This window comes from Pseudomonas morbosilactucae (assembly GCF_023241665.1).
GTDB classification, from domain to species: domain Bacteria; phylum Pseudomonadota; class Gammaproteobacteria; order Pseudomonadales; family Pseudomonadaceae; genus Aquipseudomonas; species Aquipseudomonas morbosilactucae.
The window spans coordinates 111513-126810 of record NZ_JALQCX010000004.1 but is presented as its reverse complement, the minus strand read 5'-3'; the positions used below and the strand labels follow the sequence as shown (position 1 = coordinate 126810).

Here is a 15298-nt window from a genome sequence, read left to right as displayed (position 1 = left end):
CTGGCGGCTCAAGTGTCGGTGTTCACGTCATCCCATTCCTGGCCCATGTAGCCCATCAGCCAGTTCAGGGCGTAGTGCCGCTCGTAGGTCACGCCGGCGTCGAGGCCCGCTGCCGGTTCGGTGTTGTTCAGCCGCGCCTCGACCACGCTCCAGTGGTAGCGGTAGACGCGGTCGGTCTGGTCGAGAATCTCCGGCAACGGCCGCAGGCGGGCGTCGGCGACAAACTGCTCGGCGCTGCGTTGTTGCAGGAAGGCCACGGCTTGTTGCACGTCGCAGACGCTGTCGGGTTTACCCAGTTCATCCACATAACCCAGGGCCCAGAGCAGGGTCCAGGCCGACTCGTAGCGCCAGGAAAACTGGATGCGCGCGTCTTCTGATGGCTCGGCGGTGGCGATGAACACCCGCTCCGCCGGGGAGAAGTGCTGGAGCAGGTCGTAACGGCTGACCAGTTCCTGGACCTTGTCGTGCTCAAGGCCAGCGCCCTTGGCGGCGACGATCAGCAGGGCCATGGCCCGGTAGGCGGTGGCGGCTTGGCTGCGCGGTTTGGCGTGCTCCTCGGTGGCAATGGCCGGCATGTTGACATTGAGCGGCACGCCCTCGGCGCGCAGCACGGCTTCCGAGCGTTCCTTGCGGGCCAGGCTTTCAGCCGTGACCTTATTGTCCATGACCAGAATCGCGGCTTTACGCTGCTCAACGTCTTGTGCCTGGGCCAGGCCACAAGTAAGGCCGACCAAGGCCAGCAGCAGGTAGCGGGAGAGGGTGTTGCGAGGGGAGGTTACAGCCATTGTGGTGGGTCTTCTTCCATGGGGTTAAGTCGGTGGTGAGAGGTGTTGACGTCGGTCAGAAGGTCGGCGGGGTGATCACCCAGATCACCACCGCGTCGTCTTCACCGGGGTTGCCGTATTTGTGCGGCTCCTGGCTGGAGAAACTGAAACTGTCGCCTTCATTGAGCTGGAAATGCCGCTCGCCGACCCACAGCTCAAAGCGCCCGGACAACACATAGCCGGCTTCTTCGCCTTCGTGGCTGTAGCTCTCCTGGCTGTAGGTGCCAGAGGGAAAACGCGAGTGCAGGAACTCCAGTTGCCGGGTCGGTTGCGGGCTCAGCAACTGGTCGACGATGCCGTTCTCGTAATGCACGCTCATGCGGGTTTGCTTGCGCACCACAATGCCCTGGTCGGCGGCGTCGGTCTGGCTTTCGCTGGCGAAAAACCACTGGATCGTCACCCCCAGGCTGCGGGCGATATTGAACAGCGCCGGGATCGACGGGTAGGCGAGGTTGCGCTCCAACTGGCTGATGTAGCCCGCGGTCAATTCGCTCATCTGCGCCAGCTCCGTCAGGGTCAGCCCCCGGCGTTTGCGCAGGCCACGGATCCGTGTGCCGAGAAAGTGCGGCCCCGGGGCGCTGCTGTCGGCGGCGGGCGGAAGGCTGTTGCTCATCAGGTGCTCCGAAGCGGTTGGGCGAGCGCATCCTGGCGCCCGATCCGGCAAAAAGTCCCGGAGTATAAAACAGCCTTACCGCTCACTGGCGACTTTCAGGCCTGTGTAGAAGGCTTTGCCGCCACACAGCGCTGTCGCCGACACCCTGAAAACCGGCCAGGCAATGAGCGGCAGCCTTGACGCCCACGCCGCGCCTCTGCACATTCCAGCCCGCGATCCCGCAGGCCGCCTCTCCAGGACGAGTACCCCATGAGCAAACTCACCGCGCTGATTCATCAAGCCAAAGCCGGGCTTTCCGTGCAGCAAAACATCCCCAAGGAACGCTGGGAGGCCATTGCCCAACAATGCGCCGAAGAAGAAATCGCCGAAATCACAGCGCGCATCGCCTCGCTTAAAGCCGCCCGGGAAGCCGTCGAAGACTGGGACGGCGACACCCGCGATGATCTGTATTTCGCTATCGCCAACTTCACTCGGCTGTTGGAATTGGCCATGGCGAATGGGCAAGGTGAATAAGCATGTCGGTTGAATGTGCAGAGGACTATTTCGAAAGCAGCGATGGCGACGTTCGCGTGTGGATCGAGCAGGGCAGCGCCATTCACATCAAGGCCATTAGCGAATACAACGACCCGGTGGAACTGAACGCGGAACAAGCCCTGGAACTTGCCCAGGTGTTGCAACGCTTGGCTCGGCGGCTCTCGGAGTGAAAGGGATGTTTATGCCCCCGGAGGGGATTCGCACTATGGACATAACCCGCGACGCTTTAGCGGTTGCCCCTTCGCGAGCACGCTCCTAGTCTGCTCCAGTCGCTGCAAAATCAGCGACCGGTCCTGAGAACCCGACGAGATACAGGCACATTTTTGATCAGGGAGTTTCAATCATGTCTGCCGGTAATCTGTCTGGATCCTGCTGCCGCCTCTTACACATTTCCCCGCTCAATAGCACCTGCTGCCAAACCTCGGCGGGAGGTGCACGATGAACACCGCAACCCTCATCAAAACACTGGGCGTTGTCACCTTTGGCAACTGCGCCGATCCTCAACTCAAACTGTTTCGCGTCAATGCGGATGTGCCTTTGCAGCAGGCGTTGGAGCAGGCTTCGACGCTGTTGTACTACGCCAAGAAACTTGCGCTGGATGCCGCTATGGAAGAGCAGGGCGAGCGGTACGCCTGGGCGGCGCATTTTTTGGCGGAGATGGGGAAGGCGGTGATTGATGATGTGGGGTTGGGGGCGGAGGAGAGGGCGGTTTGAGTTAGTCCTCCCCATGGGCTGGAATAGGTATAAACGCCGCTTATTGTTGGATGATAAGCGCGTTTTTAGTGATTTTAGGGGGCAGCTTTCGGCTGTGGATTCAACCGGTCGCTTTCGGCCAGAAGCGGACCTCCACCCTCCTAAGGGGAAGGTTGGCAGTTCGAACCTGCCCTGGGACACCATATAAATCAAGGCCTCCAACGATTGTAGCTCTCACCCTAAAAAAACCATGGGTGCAGGGTGGGTGCAAAAGGATTGTTTCAGGCATTAAAAAGCCCCGCTCAGGCTCTAATCTGACGGGGCTTTTTTGTGATTAAGATTTACGTGAATGCAACTGAAAGACCGGAGTTAGCGCTACCTGGATATCCGAAAGGGGTATCTGCACCGATTGCAGAACGAAGCCGATCAAGAAGTTCGTGAGGGGCAAATTTTTTGCCAATGATCGCTATCGATTCCGGTCTGGGGTTCAACGATGCTCTTGCTCTATAGCCAACAACCGCCGGGGCTCCTAATTGAATCGCCTTTAAGCAAATCCCGCGCATAAAAAAACGATTGAACTCACCTTCCGCAAGCTTTTGGTGGGCGTCTTTGGGCATTGCAATTGGTCTTCCTTGTCGCAAACAGTGCGGGTTAAGCAGCCGTTGGCGAGCTATCTCATTCGCTAGCCAATCATCCGAGTGGTTGGCTGACGCATCCTTCAATAGCTGATACCAGACAATTCTTCCTTGGGCGTTGAGGCGGGAACTTTTGTAGAGATTCTGGCCATCGTGATCCATCTCTTGAATCATCAACGCACGGATCTCCGGATTGAGATCTTTTTGATTCAGTCCCATGTCGCTCCCTCTAGCAATTTGACGAAACTGGCGCACAGAGAGGTGAGCCATTGTCGAGGAAGCGTAGCTCAATGCCCGTGTTAGCTCAGGAGGGCGTTCTACGATGGCTTGGTGGCCGCATCTCTAATTCTTAGAACCGTCGTAGTGGAGCAGCTTGCGTGCCGTGCTGTTGCGCGAATGCCAAGGCCTGCGTCCAGTAGCTCAGTCACACGCTTGTGCAGATCGACGTCAACTGGGCGGCCCTGGTGCTTTCCGGCGGCCTTTGCCTTCTCGATACCCTGGGCCTGGCGCTCGCGACGCTGCTCGTAATCTTTGCGAGCAATAGTGGCCATCATTTCCACCAGCATCGAGTTGATCGCTCCCAGCATCCGCCCGGTGAACTCGTCGCCTTTGGTGTCCTGCATTCCCTGGTGGCTCGTTGGCAGGTCGAGCGCGACGATGCGTAGCCCCTTGGAGTCGATCGCAGCCTTAAGCTTCTGTCAGTCCTCTACAGGAAGACGTGAGAGGCGGTCTATCGACTCGACAAGCAACATGTCCCCCTTACGCGCATCTTTGAGCAGACGCAGCAGCTCAGGCCGGTCTGCGGTCGCACCACTGGCATTCTCCAGGTACACGTTGGCAATGGCTTTGTCGTGATCGGCGGCGAACTGCTCGAGTGATTCGCGGGCGCGATTGGCGTCCTGCTCTTCAGTCGATGCTCGGAGGTATGCAAGGATGAACATGGTGGGTGCCTGTATCAGTTAGGGTGTTCTCCTAACGCTGTTTCACTTTGGGTGTTACTTATCAAGCGAAAAGGCTGAAAAAGGCAAAACCTGTCCGTATCCGGATAGGCACACCTTAGATGATACATATAACCGGATTAAACGGGACTGAAATAGGTGGATTACAGCGAATCAAGAGGGGGATTTTTGTAAGCGTCCGGCAAATACATCTTCCTTTCCTAGTATCTAAGAGGCCTGAAAGTTTTGTATTCAAGTCACTGGCCATGCCATGGCACACCGACTTTTCGGAGCGAATCCGTGCTTGTACTCCTCGCTCAATATCGCCGCTAGCCTCTGATCCAGGTCTTTGGTTGCTTTCGTCTGAAACCCCATACGGGAGTAAAAAGGTGCATTCCATGGCACGTTTTTGAATGTGGTAAGCGTTACGAAACTAAGACTGGTTGAACGTGCATAATCCATCGCTGCCTCGATCAGGCGCCGCCCGGTGCCTTGTCCTTGCATCGATTGCATCACTGATAATTCATAGATGTGTAGATCATTGCCGTGGTGCTCAGCGCTGAGAAATCCTTGGGGCCTATTTTCGGCATCAAGTGCAACCCAACATGTCGATAGCGCGATGAGTTGGCTATGACGCGCGATGGACATCGGCGGCGATTCAGCCAGCCAACTCAACTCAGCAATCATGCGAAATGCTTGAGCTGCGGAGGTTTCAATGGCGGGCAGGAGATGTGCATCTTCCGGTGCAGCAAGGCGGATAATCGCAGGCATGTGTCGTCTTTGGTGATGAGAAAGATGGCGATCAAACTAGAAAAAACTATCTTTGGGTAGTTGAAGATATCACGCGCTCAGACAAGCAGGCTTAGTGATGCTGATGACAATTGAATTCATCAGAAACCGCGCTTACGAAATCAAGCGCCCCCATTTATGAGGCAGGAGATCCGTAATCTCACTCGCCCGCTGCGTCGGCAGCCGTGTAAGAACATCCTTCAAATAAGCATACGGATCATGCCCGTTGAGCCGCGCCGACTGGATCAAACTCATGATCGCCGCCCCGCGCTTACCGCTGCGTAATGAGCCCGCGAACAGCCAGTTCGAGCGTCCAAGAGCCCACGGGCGGATTTGGTTTTCAAGAATCGTCGAGCAAGGCCGACACAAAAGCATCAATACACACTTCCCTGGTAAGGAACGATCACTAAATGCCGGCTTGGCAACCATGTGTTTGGCCAACAAGGAGCGTTACCCAATGCTAGATCTCATTTACATCGTAGAAGATCATTTCGCCTCAGACATCTCCCAACCAAATGACAGCGGCTACACCCCAAACTTCACACTTCCTGGCCAAAATACAACACCGCTGACTGGAAAAGCTGCATATTCCGGCGTAGCGGTAGCTACGGCCGCAGCGGCTGCAGCATCATCATTCCTGATTCCTATTCTGCCTATTTCTATGATTATTGGCGCAGCGGCCACCGCTGCCGGTGTTGCAGGCGCGGGTGCATCACTAATCGCCAAAGATCGCGGCGCCACAACCGATGAATCAGCCCCAGCTCTAGCCATAGCCGAAGAAACACGTTTGCTCACTGCTTACGTACAACGCCATTCGCTTTCCCGCACCCAAGCCAAAGAGGCTGACTATCGTTTCCAGCCAGGGCACCCAGTCGTTGGCAAGGCTTACCGCAAACACCCACTGTCCGACTACTCGAACCCGGATAACAGGAACCTCTACATTCCCAGTGATAGCTACGACGCAATCCTGCTGGAGGAGCGCGAATCGGAACTGGTCAAGCTACTGGTTCAACTCGGAGCGACCAAAATCAGCATCACCAAGAAAGTATCCGATAAAACCCGCGGCTCCATCAGCGCAGAAGCATCGGTGCAAGTTGGCCCTATGGGTGGAGGCGCAGTCAGTTACGCAGGTAAAACTGAATGCGATACTGATTCACTCGATACACGTGAATTCTCGTTAACCGGCAAGCCTTGGAAAGCAGATAGCAAAGTCGATCGTGAGAACTTCTTTTGGCTGTCGTATGAGCCTTCGTGGAAGGCGGTCGTGTTTGCACGCGAAGTGGGCGGCTGTCTGACTGCGTCCCTAGAGATTAAAGAAAACACGTCATTCTCCACAGACAAAAATTTGGAACTGTCAGTCAAGGCAAAGCTAGTAGAGGTTGGTGCGCAGGCCGGTATATCGAATCTCGAAACCGGAGAAAAAACATATTTTGTGAAAGTAGAGTTCGCACCGGTAAGCCACAGCGCTTGAACAAAACCAAGCGATTTAGCATTTCGAGTAAACAGGAAGGAGTGCCCTTTACAGAGGCACTCCTTTTTTATTTGGCGATTATCACCGATTCAGGGAGTCGCGTCCGACTGCACATCGAAATACTGACTGCTGATGGCAACTCACGAATGACTCCTTTTGGCTATGCGGTCGCTCGGACTTCAGGTAATAGGTGAGGAATGGATAGGGATTCGAATCCCTTCTTATGCCTCTGCAAACCGCTTGATGCCGGAAAATACGGTGTTTTCTTCCATTGTTCTTTGCGGCCTCAGATATACCCTAATTTTGCCCTAAAACTCATTCTCTATATCGCGGCTATGCTTGCCTTTTTTTGAAAGAAGTCCCTATGTCAGCGAACACTCACTTCATGATTGCGCCAAATTGACTGCTACCGGCCCGCTAAGCGTGTTAGAGGGGCATTAGATTTGATGAGCGCCAGCAGTACCGATGCAGCGATCCGGCTTAAACATCGCGTGCAAAGCCGGAGTGATTCAGTTTGTGAACTGTGCGTTTGGTAGTTCTCTTCTAGGGTTTAGTCCGCACCATCGCCAGAAGTCGAGCTAGGTAATAAAACATCCGCGCCATGGATTGGCGTGTCGGGAGCAACTGCTGCTTCTAACTGTACCAGTGGTTGATTCCCTGGATGGCTTTCCACTGCGAGAGCGACCATCTTTCGACATTGATCCATGTCTCCTACTAGGCGGAAGCGCTCCGCCAGATCTAGTGAAACTGCCGCCTCAAACAACCTTGGAAAACGCAGCCCGCTAGGCTTTCCACGTCGCTTGAAATAGCCTTCCAGTACCTGCAGATGAATCTCTAATGGCCAATTGGCTACCTTGGCGAGGATAGTGTTTACGATAAGCGCTTCCGCCGAAGGCTGTGAGAGCTCTTGTTGAATAAGCCTGTCAATCGTTTCAGATACTGGCGCCCGACTTCCCTCTGGCACAACTCCATTAAAAAGTGCATATAGAGCAAGGTACGGCAAGCGGAGATTCTTCTTGGCGCTTGGCAGGAGTTCTGCTACAGGGATCAGAACTGGACTCAAATCAGTTAGAAATGCGCCTTCTTCTCTCAATGCGCACGGCACAAATTGCTCTAGAAACCCTTCAAGTTTGCGTCGACCGGCGCTGATTACATCTCCATCAGCGTTCGCAATCCAGTACTGTGGCGCCATCTCCAACTGGATTACTCCGGTCCGCTCCAAGACATAGTCATGTTTCTCGCGTTCCAACGAAGGTTGGCTTTTGACAAACTCAATGATCACATTGCGCATCAAACGAGATAGTCCTTGAAGGGTCAAAAACGTTACCCGTTCGTGCAATGCGGTCTCACTATAGCCATGGCCAAGGACTACAACGTCCGGAAGCCGCTTGAGTTGGTGTACATACTTGGATCGTGATTGATAGGCCATTGCCAAGACCTCAGTGAGATCTGAGCGCGCGAGAGACAGATTTATTTCGAGTGAAGCTTCACGAAAATAACTGGACGGCGTGTGCGACATAGCGAACTCGCGAAACCGGCGCGCTAGAGCCGTATGCTCTACCTTCAGCAGCGCTTCCCTGACCCGCTTCGCGAGCTCTTCCTCTGCACCGGACAATGCCTCATCAACTGCAAGCCGCTTACGCTCGTCATAGGACTCCCAGTCACTTTCATGTCCATCGAAGTCTTGGGCTAGCGATTCAACTGATGCAACTAAAAGGGTGTACGCCAGCTCCAAATCATCGGCAATACGGTGCATACCGTTAATGTAGGTCCGGATCGCTCGCATGACGCAAAGAAATGTATTGCGCGGCAATCCAATTAGTTGAGTGGTGAACTCTTGCAGGAATGCCACTTCTTCAGGCTTACACCAGAGGTCAGCATCGAAGAAGCGACGGACAAATTCTTTCGGAGCCGCACGTGTAGATAACCCTTTTTCGCCACTCGTCAGGCGTCGTGCGAGATCAATGTCCGGTGTGCATACGCAATTCAACGCAAATGAGGCCACAACGGCAAAATCATTTAAATACGGTTCGACACCTGAGGATATGAGTACGCCTGGTGCGCTCTCTTCGCCCTCCATTCGCTCCAGCAGTTCGTAGATGAGTACACGCGGATGCGAATAGCTAGTCGAGGGCAGCAATTTACCCGCCCCCGTTTCTACTACGTCTTTTCTGCCAAGGGTGGCATTGGTGTACAGGGTTCCGCGCAGCAGGTTCTCCCAACCTACTGGGCGGCTAAACAGCTTTCCGGTGGCAATCTGAAGCATGTGATTTCCTTTCTTACTGCTGGCGGTTCAGTGATTATGTAGGCACTGATCATGCAGGTATTCCTCAGCTCCTCGCAAACTCCACATTGCCTCAGAATTTAGAGTTACACGGGTTTTCAATAGCTGTATTTCCCTTAATCGCCGCTGCTAAGCAGTGGAATGCAGCCCTAAGTGATAGGCGGAAATCGGCCAGAAGTGGATATTCCTAGCTGGCATCAGCAGCAGACTAGAGCTGCGTCAGGACTATGGTATGCATTAGGAAACGACGTTCTTCATAAACCGCGTTACATCATCGAAGTCGTTTATGTAGTCATACTTTTGGTTGCTATTGAAGATCGCATAATCACCCGCACTGACAGTGACAGGGCCCCCTTCGAGTTCAATGGCGACCCGAATTTCCCGGTTGCCGACCAGACTGCAGCGATGAACAAAAGTCGCCGCACATCCAGGACGAAGGGCCTTCGGGCGAGGTGGCGCATGGCCGCTATGCTATCTACACTCAGTGTTCCAACACAATGCAAGGAGAGTAGATATGCGCAGGATCTTGGCTTTAATAATGATGTTGTCGTTGGGGGGGTGCGAAACTCTTACGGTCGCTATGACAAAAAAGATAGAGCCGCAAGCAGACGAAGCTGATGTCGGGATTCTTCAAGTAGTAGCGACTCCGGAAATCGAGAATCCTTTATGGGGAATTGGCGGCAGTGACTTAAAGAAGTACTGCACTGCTGGCGATCAAGCATTTGTTGAGGCTGTTTGGGTGCCGATTGTAGTTAATTTGGCAATTAAGGCGGGTGGGGCAGTTGCAAGTAAATACGTCAAAGGAGTCAAGGAAGGCTCATCTAGATCCACAAAATTTAGAGCGTTTGTTAATAGTCAAACTTTGAAAAATGCAAGTTGCTTGATTGCATATCGCGGGCCGGAAGTATTGATGGAAGGCCAGGTGGCCCGCAAGGAAAGTGAGCCGAATGCCCTTGTGGTAATGAAGGTGGAACGCTATGGGAAGGCTATGCGACTGGTTCCAGTGTACGCATCCGCCAGAAACAGTATTTCACTGACGAAGTGCACTGATAATTGCGGTGACGCTAAGTTAGCGGAAGGGAAGATAAACATTGCTGTTGCAGTTACAGGTATTGCCGCGATACCTAATCAGTTGGGTGATGTCAAGCTTCAAGAGCTTGGTACCGCCACAGTGACTGTAAAGAAAGTCCCATTGCGTAAAGAAGTTAAGAAAAGAACCAGCGTGAGAGTTAAGACTGCGGAAGGTGAAAAGGAGGAGGAGGTTGTGAAGCCAGTTGGTGCTCCATCGGACATCATTGCTTTACCCATCGATGATGTGGGGGTTCAGTTGACAGTTGTGATGTCTGAGATCGGCGATGCAGCTGGCGACCCCGATGTAGCTGAAGCTGAAATCCAAGCAGCAGTTGAGTCGCTCAGCGTGGGTGCCGAAGCTGAATTAAAAGCCCATTACGAAAGGAAAGCGGAAGAATGATAGGAGCAGCCCAGTACAGGCTGGGCTGTTTTCTGTGTGCTCCTCCCTCTTGACCCCTCCAGTATTTCCCACCTCTCGAGACTCGCTAGCAAGTTGAGCCGTGTACTCAGCGGTGCGCGGGGCGGCGACGCTTGGAACTGCCCCCCTGCGACCATGGCGATATATGGCGGGACAAACATGAATCCAAGCGAGTTTATCCAGCAGCCCTTCTTGATAGGGCGCTCCCGGCCAAAAGCAGAACATGGACACGCTGCTGCTCCGTCAGTATTGTGTTGGTATGTCATGTCGTTTTTCCTCGTTTCAGCATGTTGTGTTTCTGGCGCGATATTTAAGTGAAGCAAGATTGCGTATGAGAGGGGAAGATACAAGCTAAGCAAACGTTAAATCATATATATCTGCTTATGGTTGGTCGTCAGGAGAGGAAATGAAGTTTCCAGAAATTATTTATAAATACACAGCCGCTAGTACTGCAAAGATAGTGTTGGAAACAGGGCGTTTGAGGTGGCAAAGTCCTTGCCAGTTTAATGATGTTGGTGAACTTCAGCGGATGCCAATATTGTCTCCAAGCTTTGAAGATTCAAAATCGATTTGCGTTAAGGAGCTCGTTGATGTTGAGTATTCAGAAGCGGATGTCAATCTATCTTTTTACTCTCTGTGAACACAGAGCATTGTTGGACTGCTGCAAGAGCTAAAAAAGCAAGGCGTATATCCAGATATAGCCTTAAAGAAAATCGAATCAGTTGTTCCGCAAGGCACAGAAAACTTAGAAAATGTTTTTAGAAAAAGTACAGAGCTGAATAACGATGGCAGCCTTCGCTGCTTCTGTCTGACTGAAAGTGAATGTAACGCCTTAATGTGGGCGCATTATGGTGATAGTTATAAAGGCTGCATGCTAGGTTTTCAACATATTGACGAACTGTCAACTCCATTCGCCGAAGCCGAGAAAGTAAGGTATGCCGATGAAGCTCCAGTCATTGGCAGTGCTGTCGATTTTTATCTGTATGGCGCTAGCCCAAAACAAAATAAAGAAACAAGGCTGGCCATTTACTATACAAAAGCAAAGGATTGGGAGTGCGAAAAAGAGTGGCGTGTGATTTATAAAGTAAATCCTATTAAAGGTGCTTTGTATACGGATTTTAAATTTCATCCCGCAGAATTTGAATAAATTACGTTTGGTTTGAAAATTAGCCAAGAAATCAAAGCTGAAATTTTTGAACTGGTATCCTCTCAGTATTCTCATTGCAAGCTATATCAGCTTAGAATGATTGGAGGTGTAATACATCGCATGAAGTACGATGGCTAAAGATTTACTTAATTTGCTAAAGTTTATGTGGCCAGCTCTTAACTTAATGATTATGCAGTCAGCGCCATAAATGATGCCTGAATGGCTGGGTGAACGAACCCCGTGAGAGGACATCGCTATCCTCTTACGATAGGGCTGGGTAAATATCTATATTTATAACTAATTGCAATAATCAGAGTGTTGAGCGTTTCTTCGTTATTTACCAGTCATCGTCGCCTGCTTCTGGCCGGCTGTTATTGCTCGGGAACGGCAGCTTTGGGGCGATTCTGTTGAAAAAGTCGGTTTGCAGAAAAGGCTCGAGTACTGATGGGTGAAAACACCTCTTTTGCACGTAGCTACGTGAAGCCCGAGTCCTGAACTTTCTGTCCGGAACGCAGATTTAAATCTCAGACGTGTAATTTTCCGCCGTGGGATTCTAAGCTGACTTTTTCAACAGTATTGGTCGATAGCTGCCGATGGTAGACGGCCTCTGCTCTTGGTGGCGGACAGCTAGATAGCCACTAAGAACTAACTCATGCAGAGTTGGTGGCTTGGTAAAAGCGCACAACGCGCGTATTCCTTGATTTCCTATCCCTCTGACCAGAAGCTTTCCAGCTTTCCAGCTTTCCAGCTTTCCAGCTTTCCAGCTTTCCAGCTTTCCAGCTTTCCAGCTTTCCAGCTTTCCATCTGTACAAGGGATCTCCATTGCTTTCATGGACCAGGCAGTTTTTCGGCCAACAAGCCCGCAATTACGAAGAACGATTTGACCAAGCCTTGAAGCGCAGCAAAGTCTGGGGACTGGCGCCCTCGGGATTCACTAGCACCCAAGAGCGGTTTGCCAGTGAGCACAACCTCCAGGTTTTCCAGCAAGTGGTGGCAGCACACCTATGCCATTACCACGCTGAAGAAGTTTCGCAGCAGTGTTTCGCTGTAACTTTAATGCTGAAAGCCTAATCGGAAGAGGCTCTGGAGATGCCGCTTGCTTTCACCTTAGGGTACGTCGAATACAACGGCTGCAATGTTTTTCATAGCAATGCCTGGGAGCTCAAGATGATGTTGAAAAAAGGAGTACCTTTACCGGCGCTGTATCTGCATGCGTGGCTCATGGTGCCAAGCCACGAGGTTATTGATATGACATTCGGCACCACGTATGGCGTGGTGAACCAAATACCGAGCGTTATTGGCAGTATGTGCTTCCTGCATCCGGATGATATGACGGCCGATATGCAGTACCACCCGCAGCTGGTCGGGGAGGATTCTCTGGAACGAATCGGTGCTACGCACATTTTGTTGATGCTGTCCTAATCCTCAATCACGCTATAAGATCGGCCGCTTACTAGGGATTCCATGCTCCTCCACGACAAGTTTGATTGGGCCCGCTTCTGGCAGATAGGCGCCATCTGTGAATAGCTGCATTCGGCCAACTTCAGCTAATGCTGACCGGCAGATAAGGTGCGAAAGTGGACGTTAGTAGTGCATGTGCATGTGCATGTGCTAGGGCTCAGGTGAATTGAAGGGAGAAGAGCAGGCATTTTCCACGTCTATTTGAAGTGTTTATCCAAGTGCTCTGTCTAGGGGATTAGACATGGCCGTGACACTCATCGAGTTCAGATAGTCGCTCGATGAATTGCAGCAATATCTGCAGGGCGTCGACACCCTCGCTAAGTCGAACGATCGGGCAAGAGCAGCCCTGGAGGTCGGGCGTTTCTTGGGGCCGTCGGACGAGCACAGTAATCCGTACCAATCCAACGGGCGCCCCAAACTTCACAGCCCCCACGCCACCTTCAACCCCTCATAAACCGCCTCTTCCACCGTGCGCGGCGCCAGGCAGTCTCCTATACGGCGAAACTCCACCAGCCCCTTTAGCTGTTCACCCAAGTCATCCACCGATTGATGCCCCTGGCACAGCACCAGGCTGTCGATGTTTTCCAGCAGCATGGGTTCGCCGCTGGCGGTGTGTTGCAGGTAGACGGTGTTGTCGTCGCAGCCGTAGAGGCGGGCGTAGGGGATGATCGGGATGGCCAGTTTGTGCAGTTCGCCGGCCAGTTGGTCGCGCACGTAGAGCGGCAGGCTTTCGCCGCAGTGGGTGCCGTTGACCGCCAGTTGCACTTGGTGCCCGGCGCGTACCAGACGCTCGGCGATGCCGGGGCCGATCCAGTCGCAGCGCCAGTCGACCACCACCACGCTGCGGCCCAGTTGCACTTCGTCCCGCAGCACTTGCCAGGCGTCTACCACTTGCAGCTCGCCGCCGCGTTCGAAGTTCGGCCAGTAGGGTTGGGCGCCGGTGGCGATGATCACCAGGTCGGGGTGTTCGCGCTCGACCAGGGCGCGGTCGACTCGGGTGTTGCGCACCACCTCGACGCCGGCCAGTTGCATTTCCCGTTGCAGGTTGGTGCTGGCGCCGCCGAACTCGCTGCGCCGTGGCAGCAGTTGGGCCAGCAGCACTTGGCCGCCGAGTTGGGAGGTGGCTTCGTACAGGGTGACCTGGTGGCCCCGTTGTGCGGCGACGGCGGCGGCTTTCATGCCGGCCGGGCCGCCGCCCACGACGAGGATGCGTTTGCGTTGGGCGCTGACCTTGAGCTGGCCGTAGATCAGTTCGCGGCCGGTTTCCGGGTGCTGGATGCAGGAGATCGGCAGGCCCTTGTGAAAGTGGCCGATGCACGCCTGGTTGCAGGCGATGCAGGCGCGCACGTCTTCGGCGTGGCCGCGGTGGCTTTTGTTGGGCATCTCGGGGTCGCAGATCAGCGCGCGGGTCATGCCACAGACGTCGGCCTGGCCCTTGGCGATGATGGCTTCGGCTTCTTGGGGCTGGTTGATGCGCCCGGTGACGAACAGCGGGATCGACAGCCCGGCCTTGAAGGTGCCGGCTTCCCGGGCCAGATAAGCCGCTTCCACCGCCATGGGGGGGACGATGTGCACGGCGCCGCCGAGGGAGGCGGAGGTGCCAGCGACGATGTGCACGTAGTCCAGTTGCCCTTGCAGCAGTTGCACGGCGGCCAGGGATTCGTCTTCGGTGAGGCCTTCGGGGTCGCGTTCATCGGCGCTGATGCGCAGGCCGATGATGAACTCGGCATCGGTGCTGGCGCGCATGGCGTCGAGGATTTCCCGGATAAAGCGCAGGCGCTGTTGCAGTTCGCCGTTGTAGCCGTCGGTGCGGCGGTTGACCCGGGGGTTGATGAATTGCGCCGGCAGGTAGCCGTGGCTGGCCACCAGTTCCACGCCGTCCAGGCCGGCCTGATGCAGGCGCCGGGCGGCGTCGGCGTAGCCCCGGATGATCTCGTCGATCATGTCCTGGTCCAGGGCCCGGGGCATCACCCGGAAGCGTTCGTTGGGCACTGCCGAAGGGGCGTAGGCCACCGCCAGCAGGCCGTCGGCGGACTCCATGATTTCCCGCCCGGGGTGGAAGATCTGCGACAGCACCACCGTGCCCTCGGCATGGCAGGCCTCGGCCAGTTGCCGATAGCCCTCGATGCAGCGGTCGTCGGTGGCCATCAGCACGTGGCTGGTGTAGCGCGCACTGTCGTGGACCCCGGCCACCTGCAGCACGATCAGGCCGACGCCGCCTTTGGCCCGGGCGCGGTGGTAGGCGATCAGTTGTTCGTTGACCAGGTTGTCGGTGGGCATCGAGGTGTCGTGGCCGCTGGACATGATGCGGTTCTTCAGGCGTTTGCCACGGATCTGCAAGGGTTCGAACAGGTGGGGAAAGGCGCTGGTCATTGCGGTGACTCCAGGCGGGCCGACGACGACGGGGCGACGCTTCGGCG

14 protein-coding genes and 2 pseudogenes are annotated in these 15298 nt (G+C 54.3%); 8 read left to right on the top strand and 8 right to left on the bottom strand.

The features are described 5' to 3' along the window. Positions 1 to 8: 8 nt before the first annotated feature. Both M1B35_RS01470 and M1B35_RS01465 read right to left on the bottom strand, forming a co-directional pair. On the bottom strand, positions 9 to 785 hold the full coding sequence (locus M1B35_RS01470) for a DUF4272 domain-containing protein (protein WP_123332222.1): 777 nt from the start codon (positions 783 to 785) through the stop codon (positions 9 to 11). Between the two features lie 55 nt (positions 786 to 840). Continuing rightward, a complete protein-coding gene (locus M1B35_RS01465) occupies positions 841 to 1437 on the bottom strand; it encodes a cupin domain-containing protein (protein ID WP_268261023.1) in 597 nt (198 codons plus the stop codon). 249 nt (positions 1438 to 1686) lie between these two features. Here M1B35_RS01465 and M1B35_RS01460 point away from each other — a divergent pair, with 249 nt between their 5' ends. From M1B35_RS01460 to M1B35_RS01450, 3 genes are all read left to right on the top strand, one after another. Further along, complete coding sequence (locus tag M1B35_RS01460) at positions 1687 to 1950, top strand: hypothetical protein (RefSeq protein ID WP_268261022.1); 264 nt, start codon at positions 1687 to 1689, stop codon at positions 1948 to 1950. A 2-nt stretch (positions 1951 to 1952) separates the two neighbouring features. Continuing rightward, positions 1953 to 2141, top strand: a complete 189-nt coding sequence (locus M1B35_RS01455) for a hypothetical protein (RefSeq protein ID WP_268261021.1) — start codon at positions 1953 to 1955, stop codon at positions 2139 to 2141. Positions 2142 to 2409: 268 nt separating this feature from the next. Next, the gene (locus tag M1B35_RS01450) at positions 2410 to 2685 is read left to right on the top strand and encodes a DUF3077 domain-containing protein (RefSeq protein ID WP_268261020.1); all 276 of its coding nucleotides are present in this window, start codon (positions 2410 to 2412) and stop codon (positions 2683 to 2685) included. A gap of 320 nt (positions 2686 to 3005) precedes the next feature. Here the strand turns inward: M1B35_RS01450 and M1B35_RS01445 are convergent, their stop codons facing one another. From M1B35_RS01445 to M1B35_RS01430, 4 genes and pseudogenes are all read right to left on the bottom strand, one after another. Continuing rightward, complete coding sequence (locus M1B35_RS01445) at positions 3006 to 3518, bottom strand: hypothetical protein (protein ID WP_268261019.1); 513 nt, start codon at positions 3516 to 3518, stop codon at positions 3006 to 3008. 98 nt (positions 3519 to 3616) lie between these two features. Next, a pseudogene (locus tag M1B35_RS01440) lies at positions 3617 to 4240 on the bottom strand (recombinase family protein). A gap of 249 nt (positions 4241 to 4489) precedes the next feature. After that, positions 4490 to 5008: a GNAT family N-acetyltransferase gene (locus M1B35_RS01435; protein ID WP_268261018.1), complete on the bottom strand. Its 519-nt coding sequence runs from the start codon at positions 5006 to 5008 to the stop codon at positions 4490 to 4492. A gap of 132 nt (positions 5009 to 5140) precedes the next feature. Continuing rightward, positions 5141 to 5371: pseudogene (locus M1B35_RS01430) on the bottom strand (transposase domain-containing protein); the annotation flags it as partial. Here M1B35_RS01430 and M1B35_RS01425 point away from each other — a divergent pair. Beyond that, positions 5280 to 6497: a hypothetical protein gene (locus M1B35_RS01425; protein ID WP_268261017.1), complete on the top strand. Its 1218-nt coding sequence runs from the start codon at positions 5280 to 5282 to the stop codon at positions 6495 to 6497. The pseudogene M1B35_RS01430 and the gene M1B35_RS01425 sit on opposite strands and share 92 nt — an antisense overlap. A 550-nt stretch (positions 6498 to 7047) precedes the next feature. On the opposite strand, the gene M1B35_RS01420 is transcribed toward M1B35_RS01425, so the two are convergent. Beyond that, entirely contained in the window at positions 7048 to 8763 is a 1716-nt protein-coding gene (locus M1B35_RS01420; protein WP_268261016.1) for a hypothetical protein, read from the bottom strand. Between the two features lie 532 nt (positions 8764 to 9295). Here M1B35_RS01420 and M1B35_RS01415 point away from each other — a divergent pair. The 4 genes from M1B35_RS01415 to M1B35_RS01400 all read left to right on the top strand — a co-directional run bounded on the left by M1B35_RS01415 (position 9296) and on the right by M1B35_RS01400 (position 12839). Beyond that, on the top strand, positions 9296 to 10252 hold the full coding sequence (locus tag M1B35_RS01415) for a hypothetical protein (protein ID WP_268261015.1): 957 nt from the start codon (positions 9296 to 9298) through the stop codon (positions 10250 to 10252). Between the two features lie 424 nt (positions 10253 to 10676). Beyond that, positions 10677 to 10910 (top strand): hypothetical protein, encoded by a 234-nt coding sequence (locus M1B35_RS01410; protein WP_268261014.1) that lies wholly within the window; start codon positions 10677 to 10679, stop codon positions 10908 to 10910. 195 nt (positions 10911 to 11105) lie between these two features. Further along, a complete protein-coding gene (locus M1B35_RS01405) occupies positions 11106 to 11417 on the top strand; it encodes a DUF2971 domain-containing protein (RefSeq protein ID WP_268261013.1) in 312 nt (103 codons plus the stop codon). Positions 11418 to 12506: 1089 nt separating this feature from the next. Next, positions 12507 to 12839, top strand: a complete 333-nt coding sequence (locus M1B35_RS01400; RefSeq protein WP_268261012.1) for a hypothetical protein — start codon at positions 12507 to 12509, stop codon at positions 12837 to 12839. A gap of 459 nt (positions 12840 to 13298) precedes the next feature. Here the strand turns inward: M1B35_RS01400 and M1B35_RS01395 are convergent, their stop codons facing one another. Continuing rightward, on the bottom strand, positions 13299 to 15251 hold the full coding sequence (locus M1B35_RS01395; protein WP_268261011.1) for an oxidoreductase: 1953 nt from the start codon (positions 15249 to 15251) through the stop codon (positions 13299 to 13301). Positions 15252 to 15298: the final 47 nt, after the last annotated feature.

What these genes read in the sequence shown, in the direction of transcription:
- M1B35_RS01470 (WP_123332222.1), bottom strand. Translation starts at nt 785, where the DNA reads ATGGCTGTAACCTCCCCTCGCAACACCCTCTCCCGCTACCTGCTGCTG.
- M1B35_RS01465 (WP_268261023.1), bottom strand. Translation starts at nt 1,437, where the DNA reads ATGAGCAACAGCCTTCCGCCCGCCGCCGACAGCAGCGCCCCGGGGCCG.
- M1B35_RS01460 (WP_268261022.1), top strand. Translation starts at nt 1,687, where the DNA reads ATGAGCAAACTCACCGCGCTGATTCATCAAGCCAAAGCCGGGCTTTCC.
- M1B35_RS01455 (WP_268261021.1), top strand. Translation starts at nt 1,953, where the DNA reads ATGTCGGTTGAATGTGCAGAGGACTATTTCGAAAGCAGCGATGGCGAC.
- M1B35_RS01450 (WP_268261020.1), top strand. Translation starts at nt 2,410, where the DNA reads ATGAACACCGCAACCCTCATCAAAACACTGGGCGTTGTCACCTTTGGC.
- M1B35_RS01445 (WP_268261019.1), bottom strand. Translation starts at nt 3,518, where the DNA reads ATGGGACTGAATCAAAAAGATCTCAATCCGGAGATCCGTGCGTTGATG.
- M1B35_RS01435 (WP_268261018.1), bottom strand. Translation starts at nt 5,008, where the DNA reads ATGCCTGCGATTATCCGCCTTGCTGCACCGGAAGATGCACATCTCCTG.
- M1B35_RS01425 (WP_268261017.1), top strand. Translation starts at nt 5,280, where the DNA reads ATGATCGCCGCCCCGCGCTTACCGCTGCGTAATGAGCCCGCGAACAGC.
- M1B35_RS01420 (WP_268261016.1), bottom strand. Translation starts at nt 8,763, where the DNA reads ATGCTTCAGATTGCCACCGGAAAGCTGTTTAGCCGCCCAGTAGGTTGG.
- M1B35_RS01415 (WP_268261015.1), top strand. Translation starts at nt 9,296, where the DNA reads ATGCGCAGGATCTTGGCTTTAATAATGATGTTGTCGTTGGGGGGGTGC.
- M1B35_RS01410 (WP_268261014.1), top strand. Translation starts at nt 10,677, where the DNA reads ATGAAGTTTCCAGAAATTATTTATAAATACACAGCCGCTAGTACTGCA.
- M1B35_RS01405 (WP_268261013.1), top strand. Translation starts at nt 11,106, where the DNA reads ATGTGGGCGCATTATGGTGATAGTTATAAAGGCTGCATGCTAGGTTTT.
- M1B35_RS01400 (WP_268261012.1), top strand. Translation starts at nt 12,507, where the DNA reads ATGCCGCTTGCTTTCACCTTAGGGTACGTCGAATACAACGGCTGCAAT.
- M1B35_RS01395 (WP_268261011.1), bottom strand. Translation starts at nt 15,251, where the DNA reads ATGACCAGCGCCTTTCCCCACCTGTTCGAACCCTTGCAGATCCGTGGC.